We start from the raw sequence: 18,270 nt of genomic DNA, 5'->3' as shown, positions 1-18,270 counted from the left end.
TTTCTCAAAAATATAATTATTCTTTGTCAAGAACTTTGACATACAATTTACCATCCTTTGCTCTCTCCGGCCCATGAATATCTGTATCAAATCCAGGTAGCATTGATCCTATTTTTTCTAACATCAATAAAAAATCTAATATAATTTTAGATTCTTTCGTTATTTTCTCCCCAGGAAAAATAACTGGTATTCCTGGTGGATATGGTAATATCATGACTGCGGAAGCATGCTCATACAAATCTACCAAAGGAACTTTTTTAACTTTTCCTTTAAGTAGTTTCTGAAATGCTCTATGTGGATTTAACTGTTGTTCAGGTAGTACATTAAAAGCATGGTACATTAAATTTGGCAAATCAGCATCTCGCATGTATTTATGTAACTGCTCACTAACTTCTTGCATCCTCTTACCATTATAAAATTTTGGATCTTCTGAATACAGGGCTGGTAACATTTTTTCCACCAAGGTATTTTCATCATACATTTGCTTAAATTTATTTAGAACCGAAATCAGCCTTACTGACTTTGCCTTAGTTGTACCTAGGCTGAATATAAATAATAAAGAGTATGGACCTGTTTTTTCTACAACAATATCATGTTCATCTAAGAATTTAGCTACTACATCAGCAGGTATGCCCCACTCTTCGACATTATTATCTTTTATACCAGGAGTCAATATCGTTATTTTAACTGGATCAAGCGATAAAAAATCTCCATCTACATGTTTAAACCCATGCCAACTATCTGCATTTCTTAATAACCAAGTCTCTTTATTAGAGATGTTATCAGGTTGCCATATATCAAAAAACCAACCATCAGCCTCTGATCTAAGCTTAATTAATTCTCGTCTAAAATCTATGGCTAAATTTATGGTTTTATCTATGAGATTATATCCTTGTTCTCCTTCCATCATTGCCGCAGCTGTCTCTGTACTAGCAACTAAAGGATAGAATGGAGAGGTTGATGTATGCATCATAAATGATTCATTTAACACCTCTTCATTATAGTCTCCTTTTATATGTAACATCGATGATTGACTAAATGCTGCCAAAAATTTATGTGTCGACTGTGTTTCAAAAATTATATGCTCTGGTTTTGCCTCAATTTGCATTGCAGACTTATGTTTATAAATAGGGTGAAAAATTGCATATGGAATCCATGCACTATCAAAATGTAATTTTTTAACTTCAAGCTCTCGGTGTATTGTATCGGTATTATATAAAATTCCATCATAAGTTGAATTTGTAACCACAGTATACTCAGGCCATTTATCTGCAAGACTACTATTATTTATTTTTTCCTGAATCGTTTTCCTTTGAAACTCTTTTTTGGGTATACCACCTATTATCCCGTAAGCATTTCTAGTTGGCTTAAGATATATAGGATTAACGTCAACCATCATCATAAGATGTGTTATAGATTTATGACAGTTTCTATCAACCAAGATAGTATCACCATCTGCAACACTATACATACCTACTATTTTATTAGCAGTTGATGTTCCATTAGTAATAATTAAAGATCTTTCTGATTTAAAGACTTTTGATATATATTCTTCAGCTTCTTTATGTGCTTCTGAATGATCTAATAAACTACCAAGCTCCTTCATAGATATAGATAAATCAGTCTTGAATATATTCTCACCATAGAAATCATAAAACAATGCTCCAACGGCAGAACGTTGGAAGCCATATCCACCCTGATGCCCAGGAGTGCAAAACGTTGAGTTAAATGACTTTGAATACTTAAATAGTTCATAAGTAAATGGCGGTAATATATCATTGAAATAATTAGTAATAGTATTATGAATAAAATCTGAATCTTCGCCCGCAAGAGCATCATATTGTAAAAAATTAATATTTAAATTAAAATCTCTCAGGTTTAGTTTAATACTATGACTATAGTCAGAAGCCACAAAAATAGGTAATTTTTTATTTAAATGAGCAATATTATGAAAAGCCTCAACATTAAAACTCAATCCATCTAAAACAATACAACAAATTCTTGAGTTTTCCTCAAGGATCTCAACAACTTCTGACATATTATCTATGACTAAAACGCCATATTTATATGTTTCAATATCTGATTTAATTTTTGCTAAAAATTTCTCTTTATACGACTTCAAAGAATTATTATGAACAAATACAACTGTTTTCATGGCTTACTAGCTTAAAAAAATAACTAAACATTAATTTCAGCATATACTAGAAATTCTCAGAATAAAATGTTTTTATATATATGATGAAAACACTACTGCATAAGAACTCATCCTTAACTACAAAGGGGTATACAATTACATAATCAAGCTACTAGCAACAACCTCATCACCTTCAGTTAGTTTTTCTATAAATATTCTAGAACTTGTGCTCCAAAGTTGACTTGCTTGTAATGGCTTTTTCTTTGGATAACCACTAATATTAGAAACTATAACATTATTTTCAAAAATCAAATCCTTATCATGCTGACTCCCTTCTATATTTCCACCATCAGATATAGCCAAATCAACTATCACAATATTTTTTAATTTTTTTAACATAGCTTTACTAATAAGAATTGGTGCACCATCCCTTGATCTAGCAGAAGCTATAACCACATTAGCATCCAAAATCTCAGATTGAATAACATCCTGGTTGTTTTTCATATTTTTTACATTTTTATCTAATAAGTGAGCTTTATGCTTAGGTCTTATTTGTACAGCATCTTTATCTTGAGTACAAAAAACTACTACATTATCATAACCAAGTTCACAAACCTTATTATAAGCTGACTTTCCCACACTACCAAAACCTAATATTACGACTTTCTTAACATCATCTATTTTGCTAATTGCATCCTCTACGGCTAACTCACCAGTTAAATTGCTCATTTTCTCCAGAAGGTTTAAAGCATCTCCTTTTTTAACGTCAAGATAATCTAGGCTGTACACTCTTAACCCAGCCAAATGAAACTGCTCAAGATGATTACTATTTTTTTCTTTTGGATCTAATGCTCCAATCATAGTAGTACCTGGGACTATATATTTAAGCTCCTCTAATTCGCGTGTTTTTTCTGCTCGTTTAGCTCTTACAATAATATCAATATCCTTGAAAAGGGATTGTAAGTTAGACTCTCTAATAAATCCACCAGCTTGTATAAATTCAGAATCATTTATTCCTGCACCATCTCCTGCACCTGACTCAATGTATATTTTAAATCCCTGAGTACTTAATTTTTTATATCTTCAGGTAATAAAGCTACTCTAGTTTCTTTTGACCTAGTTTCTTTGATAAGTAATATTTTTTTCATTATTTATAAATAATCAAAATGGAACGGATAAAATCCATAATAGCAAAATTAATTATATAACTCATAATTAATGTACAGCCTTTTTAGAAAGTTTTTTTAGCTAGTATTATATTGGTTTGACTAAACCTAATTCTCCATCAACTAATCTATAAATTTTATTCATCCGACTAGCAAGCTTCTCATCATGAGTTACAATCACAAAACTAGTTCCAAAATCATCACTTAATTCTTGCATCAGTTGAAATATACTCTCTGACCTCTCGCTGTCCAAATTACCTGTTGGCTCATCCGCTAAAATACAGCTAGGATTAGTAACCAATGCTCTAGCTATAGCTACCCTTTGGCGCTCTCCACCAGATAATTCCGCTGGTTTATGGTTTGCCCTATGTCCTAATCCAACTTTATCAAGAATTTTATTAGCAAGCCTTATAGAGTTTTTTTTGTTATGTTTTTTAGTTATTGCTAAAGGTATCATAACATTTTCAAGTGCTGTAAATTCTGGTAACAAATGGTGTAATTGATATATAAAGCCTAAATGTTTATTGCGCATCACCGCTCTTTTGTTGACTGATTGATTATCAAACCTTTGATCCATCAAATAAACCTCACCTGAGCTAGACTTGTCTAATCCTCCCAAGACATTTAACAAAGTTGTCTTACCCGAACCAGATAAGCCTAAAATTGCTACTTTTTCACCTTTTTTAATCTCAAGATTAACATCTTTTAGAATAATTATATCATTCTTAAATTCTGTATATTTCTTTGAGACATTTTTACAATTCAAAACTATATTACTCATATCTTAACGCCTCCACTGGTTGAACCCTAGATGCACTCCAAGCAGGATACAAAGTCGCCAAGAAACTTAAAAACATTGAAACCAAAGTAACTTTAAACACATCAGACCACATTAATTGTGATGGTATATAATCAATAAGATATACACTAGCATTTAAAAATTGTTTGCCTGTGACATGCTGAATAAAATTCACAATTTCCGTAGCATAAGTTGACAGCACTATACCTAATAAGACCCCAATAATCGTACCTATCAACCCAATAATAAAGCCTTGATATATAAATACTGTTATTATTTGACGCGAAGACATTCCCATAGTTCTAAGAATGGCTATATCACTACGTTTATCAGTCACAACCATAACTAGAGATGATAATAAATTAAATATCGCAACCGTTATTATTAACAGTAATATAAAAAACATCATTGTCTTTTCCATCTTTAAAGCATCAAAGAAAGATTTATTTTCATCAGTCCAGTCACGGGTAAAATAATATGGAGATATAGCTCCATCATTGAGCTTATTTTTAATAACTGGTGCATCATAAACATTTTTAATGCCTAACTGGAGTGATGAAACGGCACTGCCAGTCTCAAATACTTTTTGAGCATTTTTAATATTAATCATCGCATAATAAGCATCATACTGATAGCTAACTGAGAAAATAGCAGAGACTTTAAACTGCTTAATTCTTGGAATCATTCCCGCTGGAGTCAAACTAATTTTTGGAACTATTAATGTAACTTTATCACCAACTTTAACTCCCAAACTATCTGCTAAAGCACTTCCCAGAACTATATTATATCCCTCGCCATCATCTAAGGACGAAAGTTTACCTTGTATAATATGTTTAGCAATTGGTAGAACTTTTGTTTGATACTTTGGCTCTATACCTTGGATCTGTACAAAGGCTGTGGTACTACCCGAACTATTTGCACTAAGTAACCCTTGTGACTCAACAATTGGAGCTGTAGCTGTAACTTTTGGAGCAACTTTTTGCAACTCTTGCGACAAATTTTGCCAGTCTGTAAGCTTACCTCCAATTTGGTATATTTTTAGAGGTGGAACCATCATTAAAATACGGCTTTTAATCTGGCCATCAAATCCATTCATCACCGACATAACCGTAATTAGAACAGCAACTCCAAGTGAAATACCTAAAAAAGATATAGCTGAAATTATAGATATAAATCTATTACGTTTTTTGGCGCGTATATATCTAAGTCCAATAAATAAAGGAAGACTTCTAAACATTTTATACTCTTATGCGAATAAAAAAATTGTAGTATAGGATAACATATTAAAAGATGAAAAACATTTCAATAGCTAGTTGAAACAATCTCATCTACGATCATACTTTATGAATCCATAAATATGAGAGCTTATAGCAGCTAATAAATATCCAAAATAATTATCGATTAATTGTTTTTAAGAAAATAAAAAAGGTCTGACGACTACCTACTTTCACCTGGCAAGAGCCAAACTATCATCGGCGTGAGCCCATTTCACTTCTGAGTTCGGAAAGGGATCAGGTGGTTCTAGACTGCTATGATCGTCAGTGGATGTTATAATACCCTTATTAAAATAGAAGTCAAGCTTTTTAACTACCAAAGTCTAATAAAATTGTTTAATTATAATATACTTTCGCCAATAGTATAGTTTTCTAACATCAATGGAACTTTATTATCACACTCTTCATAAGGTTTAATTTCTCCACTAACAAATTTCTTTTGCAATTCTTCACCATCAATATATTCCGTATCAAAATCAACATATACCGACCCCAGTAAATGATTAAACTCATGCTGAAATATTACAGCAGCTATGGAGTCAAGCTTACCTACAATTTTTTCACCATATTGATTATATGCCTCATACTCAATTTCCTTATAAGTTGCTAATTTACCTCTCTTTTCTCCAAAGGCACTTAAGCAAGCATGCCAAAAACTTACTCTTTGCTTAGAAACTTTAGTAATTTTAGGGTTTATAAATATCTGATATGGTACGCTAGCAAAATCCAAGGGGTATCTTGAATTGGAACTATCAAACTCAATCATAAAAATCTGAAATCCATAGCCAATTTGATTTGCGGCTAGGCCAATACCATTACCTTGCATTTTTTGATGCATTTCCGTGATAATATTTTGTGTCTCATCACTTTTTATATCAATAACAGGATTACATCTACTATACAAAACTTTACTATTAAAGTCGTTATACTGTATAAATTGAGAATTTATTTTTTTATCTACCATCTTTCTTAAACTACTCCAAACTAATTGTACTTCCCTCTGCTACTAGCATACTAATATCATTAACAAACTCATATATTGAGAAAGGTTTTTGTAAACAATCAAACTTACCATCAACACTATCTAGAGAAACTCTTATCTCTAAAATATTATTTTTCTGTATCTTATTTGATGCTATATCTTGTTTTAGATTACCAAGTAGCTTTTTTAAATTAATTGAATTAATATTGTTACTTTTTAGAGCCAGATTAATCTTACAAAAAGTTTCATCAATATATTGTGATATTGGTAGTACTTTTTCAACACTGAGCCTATTGCGTTCACGCTGTATATCTCGAGAAACTTTACCCTCAACAACAATAACATCATCAACCTGAATATTATCCTTCACTAACGCAAATACATCTTCTCCAATCAAACAATCTACTCTATCAAACTCATCATCTATATTTATAATATATAAAACCCTACCTGTTTTCGTTTTTCTTCTAATAGCTGGAGTTATCATACTAGCAATAATTCTAACAGAATTACCATCCATACTAGGATGTTGAATTCTTTCAAGATCACTAAAACTAATATGATTACGCCAATGGCTCTCTTCATCTATAATATGTCCACTAAAATACATTCCTAGTGCTTTTTTCTCATTAATCAGTAATTTCTTTAGATTCCACTCTTCTATTTGGCATTCTCTTTCCAACTCAGTATCAGTATCACCTTCTTGCTCAGTAAAGCCAAACAAGTCTTCTTGACCTGCAGCATTCATCTCATTCACATATCCAGCATTTTTTATAGCTTTTTCTATTGAGTTAAAAGCTGTTGATCTATTTTCAGACATATCGGTTAGAGCTCCTGAAAAACATAGAGCTTCTAGTGCTTTTTTATTAACCTTACGTAAATCAACTCTACGGCACAGATCAAAAAGAGAGTTAAAACTCCCTTTAAGCTTACGCTCTGAAAGAATACTTTTAATTGCTTCACCACCAAGACCTTTTATTGCTCCTAAGCCAAGCAAAACAGTACCTGAAGCGATTGCTATACAGTCATATACACTTTCGTTCACATTGGGAGCTAAAACCTTAATTCCCATATTCTTACAATCCAAGATAAATTTAACAAGCTGATCTGTATTTGCCATATCTCCTGACATTAATGCTGCCATATATTCATCTGGATAATGTGCCTTTAACCATGCTGTTTGATAAGCAATCAACGCATATGCAGCAGCATGTGATTTATTAAAACCATAGCCTGCAAATGCTTCCATCTGATCAAATATTTCATCAGCAAGCGTTGCTTCTATATTATGATATTTAGCTGCTCCTGCTTTGAAAATTTTACGTTGCTCATCCATTTCTTCTGGCTTCTTTTTCCCCATTGCTCTACGCAATAAATCAGCACCGCCAAGAGTATATCCTGCAAGCTTTTGAGCCATTTGCATTACTTGTTCTTGGTATACTGGAATACCATAAGTCTCCCGCAAAACTTGTTCTAATAGTGGATGTAAATATGTCGTACGTTTTTTACCATGCTTACGATCAATAAAGGTAGGAATATTCTCCATTGGGCCAGGACGATATAGCGCAACTAGAGCAATAATTTCCTCAAAATTTGAAGTACGAAGATCTTTGACAATCTGGCGCATGCCTTGAGATTCAAGCTGAAAAATCCCTGTGGTATTACCTGCTTGTAAAAGTTTAAATGTTTTTTGATCATCTAAAGGTATATCCGATATATCCAAAACCTTTTCAGTAACTGATCTTTTTGCATTAATACTCTCTATGGCACTCTTAATTGTAGTTAAGTTTTTCAAACCTAAAAAATCAAACTTAACCAAACCAACATCCTCTACATCGCCTTTATCAAACTGAGTAACAATGTCGCTATTACGATCCTCACAATAAATAGGAGCAAAATCTGAAATCTTAGTTGGTGAAATAACAATACCAGCAGCATGTTTACCTAGACTTCTTGGTAGCCCTTCCAACTTTTGAGCTTTTTCGACAATTTCAGCAATATCTTCATCAGCTTGCATCTCATCATATAGTGGCTCACCGTCAAACAAAATTTTTTTAAAAGTTGTACCAGGGGTTTCAGGAATCATTTTAGCAATCCGATCCCCAAAACCAAAACTCTGTCCCATAACGCGTACTACATCTCGAACGACTCCCTTAGCAGCCATAGTTCCATAAGTTATAATTTGAGCAACACTTTCTCTACCATATTTTTGCTCAACATATTTAATAACTCTATCTCTACCCTGAATACAAAAATCAATATCAAAATCAGGCATAGATACTCTTTCTGGATTTAAAAATCTCTCAAAAAGCAGTCCATAAGGTAAAGGATCTATATCTGTAATAAGCAATGAATATGCAACTAATGATCCAGCTCCAGAACCACGCCCTGGCCCCACTGGAATATCATTTTTTTTTGACCACCGGATAAAATCTTCAACAATCAAAAAATACCCAGGAAAGCCCATATCACAGATAATATCAATTTCTATTTGGAGTCGATCCTTATAAACTTTAGTGATATGTTGATACTTATCTGGAGATTTTTTTTCTAATATTTTTTTAAGACGATTTTCTAACCCTTGATAACATAGTTCTGAAAAATATTCTTTTTCTGATAAACCACTAGGCACGTCAACGGTTGGTAGACATGGCTTACCTAAATCAAAAGACACATTGCAACGCTTTGCAAGTGCAAGCCCATTATCAACTAATATGGGTAGTTTTGAAAAAGATTCATACATTTCTTGAGATGATTTAAGATACTGCTCTCTAGTAAACTTTGACTGTCTCGATTCATCCAAAATTGTTGTTTTCTCAATTATACAAGTCCTAATCTCATGAATGTCATAATCTTCAGACTCCATAAATACAGTCAAATTTGTAGCTACTGCAAGTAAATTATGTTTACTTGCTAATTCAAGGGCTTCTTTATTATAGAACTCTTCATTTTCATATTTAAGCTCGTGAATCTCAATAATATAATTATCAATTCCAAATATATCTACATATTCAGAGATAATTGATTCTGAATTTATATAATCCTTAGCTAAGATAGACTTACCCAACTCTCCATGTTGCCCACCATTTAAACAGATTATATTTGCTAAATTTGCTTTTTTAAGCCAATCCTTAGGTATGAGTGGTATTGAACCATATCTTTGAGCCTCTTGATAAGCCTTTGATATCAAGTTAACTATGTTTTGGTAACCACTATTATTTTCAGCTAAAAGAATTAAGTCACAAACACCAAATTCAGTATCAATTTTTAATTCAACACCAAAAATAGGCTTAATACCATTACTTAAAGCTTGTTTATAAAACTTAACAGCAGCAAATAAATTACATACATCAGTAAGTGCAATTGCAACAATATTTTTATCCTTTGCTCTAGCAAACAAATCACCTAAACGTACAGTGCTATCAACAACAGAAAATCCAGTATGGACACGCAAATGAGAAATCATTATAAATATTTTAAAATAAGTATATTTAAATGTAAATATTACTATAAAAACAAGTCAAAATCTCGCTTTAACTCATAATCATTAAAATACATCCTTGAATAATTTTAATAGATTTTTTTTAACCAATGAACTTTGATAAATTTTTTTTAAAAATTTTAAGCTTGAGATTGATCTGTACAGCCATCAAGCTTATCTTTTAATAGCTTCATAAGCTTAACTTTCGCATCTGCTACTGAATCTGTATACCATGGCTGATCAAATCCTGAGATTGAGCCTGTCTTCTGTGTATAGTAACTATTCAAATTTTTGACATATATTGGGTTAGCTCCTAAAGAAATCTGATCATTCCAACCTTTATATACATGATAAGCCTCGCTAGCATTATCATCAAAATGAAATACACATTGATTTGAAATAGGTTTCGTTTTATTAAAAACTGGCTCCATCTTAAGTATACGACAATTCTTAGCACTATCTCCATGGGTATTATTATAAGTACAATTATATTCTGCTTTATTACCATAAGTTATATCTTGAGAATATACCATCCCAGCGCCCCCAAATAAATAGTTATGTAGATCACCTTGCTGGCCTGATAACTTTGGTCCTGGATTCCAAAGAGCATATTGATACTTAGATGGAATACCTTGATCAGAATTCATGATTAAAGCACAACCATAATCCACTGCTATTTGAGCTGATGCTTCAAACCCAGGTGTCATATTATTTTGATGATCTACAGTATCATCCATATCATATGAAAACATACATTTTGCATCAGTAATAATTGGACTAGGTCCACTATCTTGGATTTTTGTACTAGCAAATGCACCTAACGGTGCTAACAATAAAAAAGCAATATATTTTTTATGCATAAAAAATTCCTTAATCTAAGTTAAAACACTTAAATACAACTATTTTTATAGTCATACCCTAAGCAAGAATCAATATTCTACAATTCAAATTAAGTAAAATAAATAATTATTCCTAGCAATATAAGCAAAACCACTTCAATCACGTGTTTTTATACTCTAAAAGGCACCGTCAAGTTTATATATTGATAAATAAGGCAATTACATAATTTCAAATACTATCTTGACTAGCCCTGCTTTTATTAAAGAGCATATTAACTTTAGATCCAGAACATAATAAAAAATAAAATCACGCTCTAAGCTTAAAGAAAAATTAAATATCATATGGCTTAATATAGTAAGAGCTATGATACTTTGTTAAAGTCAGTGATGTTTGATGTGGGGTTTGATCATCGGCTCTACTCACTTCACATTTATTTTCAAAAATGATATCACCTTGTTCATTTACATTTCCATTATTACAACTCCAAAGAAATGTAGTAATAGGTGAAATAGCTGTTAATCTCATGTTTATGGAGTCAGCATTTATCATATCAAGGGAAAAAGAGGTTATTGGAAATTGAGGGTTTTTACTACTATCAGAGTCAGTAGCTTTCCATACTAATCTAGCATTATTCCCTCCATCATTATATATGGCAGCGCTTACAGGTAATTCATCAAAACCTTTATAAAAATACTCTAGGTTTTTAAATAATTGAGTCATTTCGTTATTTTGAATTTCATCTAAATTAGGAATTATTTGATTCCTAACATCAATACAACTATCTATATTCGTATAGCAAGCAATCGCATTGATTGAGCTATCACCCTTGATATATTCAATATTTTTTTGTGCTCTTTTTTTTATATTTTCTAATTCATATTTGAAATTATCATCTAAAGTAACAGGATAACCTTCACTAGTTAAAATAGTACTAATACTATCTTTATAGTATTCATTTTTCTTATATCTATCAACCAACTCTTTTCGTGCCGCTTTAATCTCTGCAATATTAGGATCTGGTATAATTTTATCTAAATCTATATCCTTATCTTGAGCTAGAATACTATCATACGAAATAGTATTGTTTTGATCTCCGATCATCATTTGAACTTGAGGATTATTTTTACGCTCTGCTGCAGACTGGTTTAATGCTTCAGAAATTGAATCCTGATAATCAGTATGAATATAATCTAAGATACCATTAACAGCCTTATCACACGCATCTAAGTCATTTGTGGAACACTTTATAGCGTAATAATTATTTTCGTCGTCCTTATTGAGTATTTTTGAAAGTTTTGAAGCATCACCTCCAACCTGCATAGCAGATATTGATATATTAGCATTAATTTTTTTATTCTCAATAGCTGTTTTTATCTCTTCTGTAATATTGGCAAATGAACCAAAGCCCGCGGTAACACTCTCAGAAAATTCTTGTTTTTGCGCTAAGCTAGCAAAATTCATTGTTAACCCTATTACAAGTTTCGAGCCTTGTTTATAATCGTTATATACTTTATTACCACATCTCTCAAGAAATTTTCCTGGGAAGTTTAAAGCTTCAGACTTACCTAAGCTTGATAGCATATAATTATTCACAGCCACAGGCCGATAAATATTTTCAACATACCCAAATGATAAAGAAGCAGCTTCGTTCTTTAATGATTGAGCATATTTAGCTGCGACTGAAGCAGAAAAAATATCATAACCACCTCCCAAAGATACATCAATCCCTAGCTCTTTAATTAACTCCTGATAAGAATAAGCTTTATCGAGCTTAAGAGAGGCTGTAGTCGCACCATAACTAATATCATCTTCACTTGATGGTACAAAACAGTGATAAGGAGCTATTTTGGCAGCCTCATCTGAATAAGAATCACCAAGCTGGGTCGATGAATAGTCACTTTTTAAGTATATTGGCGCTTTGACTTCAATATTATTTGCTTTTACAATTGATACACCTGTAAGCAGTGTTGATATTAACAGCTTATATTTCATATTTTTCCTTATATTTAATAATGTTATTTTACAAAAAACTGCTAAATACATTTAACAATCCAAGAAATATATTTTATTTAAATTAATATTTACATAAATTTATATTTCTATATTTAATTTATATATGAAAATAATAAAAAGCAATATAAAATTAAATTAAATAATAAGGTAATGAATAGATAAATAAATAAGAATTATTAATTGTTTGACTGCTACTGTTTTATGCTCTAATTGCAGAATATTCAGTAAATGTAGAGATTAAAATATTACTTTATAATTCCTACCTAAAACTAAATTTATCAGATATTTCACCTTTAAGAAAATCACTTAGCTTATCTTTTTTGTTATCAAAAATAAGATTGTTATATACAATCATATACACTAGAACTTTACGGATATAATGACGAGTCTCACCAAATGGAATATTTTCAATCCACTGCTTTGCTGGAACTTCTTTTTTTGCTAACCATTTATCAACATTTCCAGGCCCAGCATTATATGCTCCTATACCTAAAATTAGATTTTTATCAAAAAGTTTCTCGAGGAAATATAAATTTGCCGTACCTAGTTTAATATTATTTTGTGGAATAAATATTTGCTTTTTCATCCCTTTATTTCTATCACCTACTAACGATAGTTTATATTTTTTAGCTATAAATTTAGCTGTTGGTTCTGTAACTTGCATCAAACCTTTAGCTCCTGCATATGATCCGGCTTCAATATCAAATAATGATTCTTTACGCATTATCGATAATACAAGATTTCTATCAATGCTAAACTGCTGAGCATTCTTATCAATATCTACCAAAAAAGCTTTAGGAAACAATACCCTAAGATTAGAATAATCTCCCAGTATTGCCATACTAAAAATAGCTGCATAATACATATCATTATTTTCAGCAAGTTTAGACAATTCCTTTATTTCTGCCATCTTATGATCTCTAAATTTCTTCCTAACCTCCCACTTCCATAAACTAGTAGAGTCCTTATATTCACCAATTTCATATAAATCAATAGCCTGTGATATAGGTTGCTGTGAAACTAATTGTTTAGCTTGAACTTTTGATAAAGAACTCGATGTAATATCTCCAAAATTATAAGGCTGATCAAGCTTATCTGAGGCTAAAAACGAATAATAATCTAATGGCTCTTTTATAAGCTGTTTAAAAATATCATTAGCTTTAATTTTCTGACCCATTTGCTCATAACTATATGCTAACCAGTAACGCCAAGCAGCATCTTGCTGTGATTTTGTAGGCATTTGATAATAAGATTTTATATAATCCTTATAATTATTATTATAAAGATCTACACGCAATAGCCACTCCCATGCGGTAGTATCCAAATACTTCTCATCTACTTTTTGTAACCATTTCTTTGCTTGTGGAGATTGTGAACGTGCAAAACTAACAGCTATTGCAGAGATACATTGTTGTTTTGTTTGTAAACTTAAATATTTCTTATTTTTTAAATAATCCCAATTCTTTGCATATGCTTGAGCATCTTTTTTTATGAGGTTTTCAGATAGGTTAACGAAAATTTTATTAAAATTATGATAACTATGAAACTGGCTAATAAAAGTATCTAGCCTTGAAGGATCTTCAATAACTTCCTTCCATGCTGTTATGTATTTAACATAATCATCATTATTGCCCACATAAGTATTTAAAACCCATAAACTATCTTCAAACCTACTAGCAAAAGCCAAAGTATAAGCTTTATTTGTTAGATTACTCCTTAGCTTATTATCATTATTAGAGTCATCCCAGTATTTTTGCATTTCAGAGCAGCCTGGTGGCATATATACTCGGCTTTGCCATATCTTTCCGTATGCTTTGAGAGCTGCTTGCTTATCTTCTAATTCATATTGAGATTGCATAGCCCAGCATTTACCTGAAATACCCAAACCTCCTGTATAATATGTTTCAAAAAGCTTCCACTGATGTTTATCAGCATAATAACTAGCTAAGTTATTTTTCAATTCGGCTGACCAATATGTATCTCTGTTACTATTAAGATAATTATCTAGAGTGCTTTGTTCAAACCCACCTAAATTAGTATTTATTTCCTTATACTGTAAGTATGAATAAATATCCGTATTTTTTAGCTTAGATTTAAGATAATAATAAGTCTTGTAATCCTTACTCTCCAAAGCTTTAAGAGCTTTTTGAGAATATTGAACTTGCTTTGTGGTCAAACCATATCCCACTCCAGCAGCTAAAATAAATAAACAACTTATTACAATTTTTTTATTAATCACTGTGTATTAGAAATATATAAATATTGCTAAAGATACTAACATTATTAAAGCAGAAAAACTAACCAAAAAACATTTCTCAAAAGATAGCTATCGAAACATTTAATGTTTTAAAGATTACTCAAAGCTTTAAATTAATAAATAGCGAACTCACAAACTTTAGTTGTTGGATTAATCATAATATGCATCCTTTTAATATAATCAAAAGAACCCAAACACATGCCTGTAGGTCCTCCTGGATATGTAATCCATGAAACTTTCAAACTGCTTTTCCATAATACTAGAAGATGATGGAACCGTATTATTGTTATACACTTTAGCATCTCTTGGATTAATATAATCTGAATTAAAGGAAGATCCATCTTGCCCATTAATAGTCACACTTACACCTAGATTAGTATCAGTATCAGATATTTGTAAGTCGTAGTTACTAGCCGGAGTAGGTGGAATAGGAGAGCCAGAGGATACTAATCCTATCTTTTCAACAATTGCTGTATTATCAAGATTACCTTGCCAAAGCGCTAACTTATGATAGCCATCAGCATTATATAACCTAGCAACTTCAATAAAATCGTCATTAGTAGGATTAGATTCCCAAGAAAACACAGGGGTTATAATATCTTTGCCTCTAGTATTCTCAAGACCTAGGTATTCAACAGTTGTATCTAAGTAACTTCTATACCAACCAGGGACATGGCTAGTGCTAGCATCCATAACCATTATATTAATGTTATCAAAAACCTCTTGGTTTTGTAGAATCTTAGATGTTTGCATACTCCTATAGCCAGGTCGAAAAGTCCATGATGATGTAGGTACAGTTGCTCTAAATTCAATTTCAGGATGAGATTTTTTAACTTGGATGATTGCATCAGCCAACCTATTCCAATCTTCATCTCTCCATGAAAAAGCACTTGTCCACTCCAAATCCAAATCAATACCACTAAGTCGGTTTGCGCCTATAGTTAAAATTATATTATTACAAAGGGCTATAAAATCCTCCTCTCCCTCTGCTGTAGTTGTATTAAAAGGTTCTTTACCCCAAGCACCTGCATTACCACCCAAAACAACTTCTATAGTTAATCCGATAGTTATTTGACAATAATGTTATAATATTTAGAAAAAATGTCATCATATAGCCAAGATTTCAGAGATATCGTAATAACTAAATATAAAGAAGGCCTAACAGACAAAGAGCTAAGTAATTTTTTTAATATAGATATCCGTACTACTAGATCTTGGATAAACTTATACGAGACAACTGGTGATTATAAATCTAAGCAAGGCTTGGGTTGCGGTAGAGTAGCAACCTTTACAGATAAGGAAGCGATAGAAAGCTACTTAAGAACATATCCAGATGCAATGGCTTTAGATATTAGAGAAGCATTAGCTCCTGAAATACCTAGAAGCACATTTTATGATTGTCTTACCAGACTTGGTTTTAGTTTTTAAAAAAGACACCTAAATATAGTTAATCTGATAATATTGTGCTAAAGACGTGAGTAATAGCATCAGATAAATTATCAAAAGAATTATTTACTTTTCTTAAAATTCTTTTAAAATTGGCCCAAATTTTTTCTATAGGATTTAAATCAGGAGAATAAGCAGGAAGGTATAGTATCTGTATATCAAACTTCTCTGCTATTTTAGCCAATTTAGGAGACTTATGAAAACTAGCATTATCCATAACAACAGTAGTCTTTGGAATTAACTCAGGACATAAATGCTCTTCAAACCACTGATTAAAAATTTGAGTATCTGTATATCCAGTATACTCTAGCGGTGCTATAATCTTCTTTTCTAAATAGTTATAACCAGCAACTATACTTTTTCTCTGAGTTTGATAAGCAATAACTTCACCATAGCTAGGTTTACCAACAAGAGACCATCCTCTTAGTACAGACTGTTTATTATCCATACCCATTTCATCTAAATATACAAGTTTGTTAGGTTCAATAGTCTCAACAACCTCTATAAAACTTTGCCTATCTTGTTCTTTTCTTTGCTTATATTTAGGTGTCTTTTTTTAAAACTAAAACCAAGTCTGGTAAGACAATCATAAAATGTGCTTCTAGGTATTTCAGGAGCTAATGCTTCTCTAATATCTAAAGCCATTGCATCTGGATATGTTCTTAAGTAGCTTTCTATCGCTTCCTTATCTGTAAAGGTTGCTACTCTACCGCAACCCAAGCCTTGCTTAGATTTATAATCACCAGTTGTCTCGTATAAGTTTATCCAAGATCTAGTAGTACGGATATCTATATTAAAAAAATTACTTAGCTCTTTGTCTGTTAGGCCTTCTTTATATTTAGTTATTACGATATCTCTGAAATCTTGGCTATATGATGACATTTTTTCTAAATATTATAACATTATTGTCAAATAACTATCGGATTAACTATATAAGCAAAGAAAAGAACAAGATAGGCAAAGTTTTATAGAGGTTGTTGAGACTATTGAACCTAACAAACTTGTATATTTAGATGAAATGGGTATGGATAATAAACAGTCTGTACTAAGAGGATGGTCTCTTGTTGGTAAACCTAGCTATGGTGAAGTTATTGCTTATCAAACTCAGAGAAAAAGTATAGTTGCTGGTTATAACTATTTAGAAAAGAAGATTATAGCACCGCTAGAGTATACTGGATATACAGATACTCAAATTCTTAATCAGTGGTTTGAAGAGCATTTATGTCCTGAGTTAATTCCAAAGACTACTGTTGTTATGGATAATGCTAGTTTTCATAAGTCTCCTAAATTGGCTAAAATAGCAGAGAAGTTTGATATACAGATACTATACCTTCCTGCTTATTCTCCTGATTTAAATCCTATAGAAAAAATTTGGGCCAATTTTAAAAGAATTTTAAGAAAAATAAATAATTCTTTTGATAATTTATCTGATGCTATTACTCACGTCTTTAGCACAATATTATCAGATTAACTATATCTTGCCATTAGCTGTAGCAGAGTTAACATAGCTAGGTTGAGCTAACAAATTTCCATCACCTAACCATATATAAAGATCACTGACTAAAGTCGGATTTGATGCGATAGAATTATCGCCAAAAAACATGCCCCAAAGTACGCCATAACCGCTCTCCTGAATATCAGAGTAACCCGAATCAGCAACATTAGAACCTTGTGTATATACTGATATATCTGAAGGCTTATAGAAATCTCTGGCATAGCTAATGGTAAAAGACACCAACAGAGCTAAACCTGTAATTATTTTTTTACTCTTCATATTTCATCCTGGATTATTATGTAATCTCAATTTTTTAATTTGAAATCACATAGTAACATAACCAAAATAAGCTTTAATATAACTAAAATTACATAGCTATTATG

11 protein-coding genes, 1 rRNA gene and 3 pseudogenes are annotated in these 18,270 nt (G+C 31.6%); 2 read left to right on the top strand and 13 right to left on the bottom strand.

What is annotated here, in order from left to right:
* Positions 1-16: 16 nt before the first annotated feature.
* The 11 genes and pseudogenes from ldcC to ACR0PV_RS02400 all read right to left on the bottom strand — a co-directional run bounded on the left by ldcC (position 17) and on the right by ACR0PV_RS02400 (position 15,987).
* A complete protein-coding gene (gene ldcC / locus ACR0PV_RS02450) occupies positions 17-2,155 on the bottom strand; it encodes a lysine decarboxylase LdcC (protein WP_488173433.1) in 2,139 nt (712 codons plus the stop codon).
* Positions 2,156-2,290: 135 nt separating this feature from the next.
* A pseudogene (locus tag ACR0PV_RS02445) lies at positions 2,291-3,199 on the bottom strand (Rossmann-fold NAD(P)-binding domain-containing protein); the annotation flags it as partial.
* A gap of 189 nt (positions 3,200-3,388) precedes the next feature.
* Positions 3,389-4,081 carry a lipoprotein-releasing ABC transporter ATP-binding protein LolD gene (gene lolD, locus ACR0PV_RS02440; protein ID WP_488173432.1) on the bottom strand — a complete coding sequence of 231 codons (693 nt, stop codon included), beginning with the start codon at positions 4,079-4,081 and terminating at the stop codon, positions 3,389-3,391.
* Positions 4,074-5,336 (bottom strand): lipoprotein-releasing ABC transporter permease subunit, encoded by a 1,263-nt coding sequence (locus ACR0PV_RS02435; protein WP_488173431.1) that lies wholly within the window; start codon positions 5,334-5,336, stop codon positions 4,074-4,076. Before ACR0PV_RS02435 ends, lolD begins: the two co-directional genes overlap by 8 nt.
* 191 nt (positions 5,337-5,527) lie before the next feature.
* Positions 5,528-5,642, bottom strand: a 5S ribosomal RNA gene (gene rrf, locus ACR0PV_RS02430).
* Between the two features lie 71 nt (positions 5,643-5,713).
* On the bottom strand, positions 5,714-6,337 hold the full coding sequence (locus tag ACR0PV_RS02425) for a peptide deformylase (protein WP_488173430.1): 624 nt from the start codon (positions 6,335-6,337) through the stop codon (positions 5,714-5,716).
* Between the two features lie 10 nt (positions 6,338-6,347).
* Positions 6,348-9,821 (bottom strand): DNA polymerase III subunit alpha, encoded by a 3,474-nt coding sequence (dnaE, locus tag ACR0PV_RS02420; RefSeq protein ID WP_488173429.1) that lies wholly within the window; start codon positions 9,819-9,821, stop codon positions 6,348-6,350.
* A gap of 155 nt (positions 9,822-9,976) precedes the next feature.
* Positions 9,977-10,696 carry a hypothetical protein gene (locus tag ACR0PV_RS02415; RefSeq protein ID WP_488173428.1) on the bottom strand — a complete coding sequence of 240 codons (720 nt, stop codon included), beginning with the start codon at positions 10,694-10,696 and terminating at the stop codon, positions 9,977-9,979.
* Positions 10,697-11,006: 310 nt separating this feature from the next.
* Entirely contained in the window at positions 11,007-12,668 is a 1,662-nt protein-coding gene (locus ACR0PV_RS02410) for a hypothetical protein (protein ID WP_488173427.1), read from the bottom strand.
* Between the two features lie 280 nt (positions 12,669-12,948).
* A complete protein-coding gene (locus ACR0PV_RS02405) occupies positions 12,949-14,928 on the bottom strand; it encodes a lytic transglycosylase domain-containing protein (RefSeq protein ID WP_488173426.1) in 1,980 nt (659 codons plus the stop codon).
* A gap of 198 nt (positions 14,929-15,126) precedes the next feature.
* Positions 15,127-15,987, bottom strand: a complete 861-nt coding sequence (locus tag ACR0PV_RS02400) for a hypothetical protein (RefSeq protein WP_488173425.1) — start codon at positions 15,985-15,987, stop codon at positions 15,127-15,129.
* Positions 15,988-16,047: 60 nt separating this feature from the next.
* On the opposite strand from ACR0PV_RS02400, the pseudogene ACR0PV_RS02395 reads away from it, so the two are divergent.
* Positions 16,048-16,391 (top strand): annotated as a pseudogene (locus ACR0PV_RS02395) (IS630 family transposase); the annotation flags it as partial.
* Positions 16,392-16,393: 2 nt separating this feature from the next.
* On the opposite strand, the gene ACR0PV_RS02390 reads toward ACR0PV_RS02395, so the two are convergent.
* A protein-coding gene (locus ACR0PV_RS02390) for an IS630 family transposase (protein ID WP_488172194.1) occupies positions 16,394-17,274 on the bottom strand; the annotation gives its coding sequence in 2 pieces (ribosomal slippage) (positions 16,394-16,950 and positions 16,950-17,274; 882 coding nt in all).
* 49 nt (positions 17,275-17,323) lie between these two features.
* Between ACR0PV_RS02390 and ACR0PV_RS02385 the strand changes: the two are divergent.
* Positions 17,324-17,863, top strand: a pseudogene (locus ACR0PV_RS02385) (IS630 family transposase); the annotation flags it as partial.
* Here the strand turns inward: ACR0PV_RS02385 and ACR0PV_RS02380 are convergent.
* Entirely contained in the window at positions 17,864-18,166 is a 303-nt protein-coding gene (locus ACR0PV_RS02380; protein WP_488173424.1) for a hypothetical protein, read from the bottom strand. It lies immediately after the preceding pseudogene.
* Positions 18,167-18,270: the final 104 nt, after the last annotated feature.

This window comes from Francisella sp. AG1 (genome assembly GCF_057683165.1).
This window is presented reverse-complemented; position numbering and strand designations above follow the sequence as displayed.

What these genes read in the sequence shown, in the direction of transcription:
- ldcC (WP_488173433.1), bottom strand. Translation starts at nt 2,155, where the DNA reads ATGAAAACAGTTGTATTTGTTCATAATAATTCTTTGAAGTCGTATAAA.
- lolD (WP_488173432.1), bottom strand. Translation starts at nt 4,081, where the DNA reads ATGAGTAATATAGTTTTGAATTGTAAAAATGTCTCAAAGAAATATACA.
- ACR0PV_RS02435 (WP_488173431.1), bottom strand. Translation starts at nt 5,336, where the DNA reads ATGTTTAGAAGTCTTCCTTTATTTATTGGACTTAGATATATACGCGCC.
- ACR0PV_RS02425 (WP_488173430.1), bottom strand. Translation starts at nt 6,337, where the DNA reads ATGGTAGATAAAAAAATAAATTCTCAATTTATACAGTATAACGACTTT.
- dnaE (WP_488173429.1), bottom strand. Translation starts at nt 9,821, where the DNA reads ATGATTTCTCATTTGCGTGTCCATACTGGATTTTCTGTTGTTGATAGC.
- ACR0PV_RS02415 (WP_488173428.1), bottom strand. Translation starts at nt 10,696, where the DNA reads ATGCATAAAAAATATATTGCTTTTTTATTGTTAGCACCGTTAGGTGCA.
- ACR0PV_RS02410 (WP_488173427.1), bottom strand. Translation starts at nt 12,668, where the DNA reads ATGAAATATAAGCTGTTAATATCAACACTGCTTACAGGTGTATCAATT.
- ACR0PV_RS02380 (WP_488173424.1), bottom strand. Translation starts at nt 18,166, where the DNA reads ATGAAGAGTAAAAAAATAATTACAGGTTTAGCTCTGTTGGTGTCTTTT.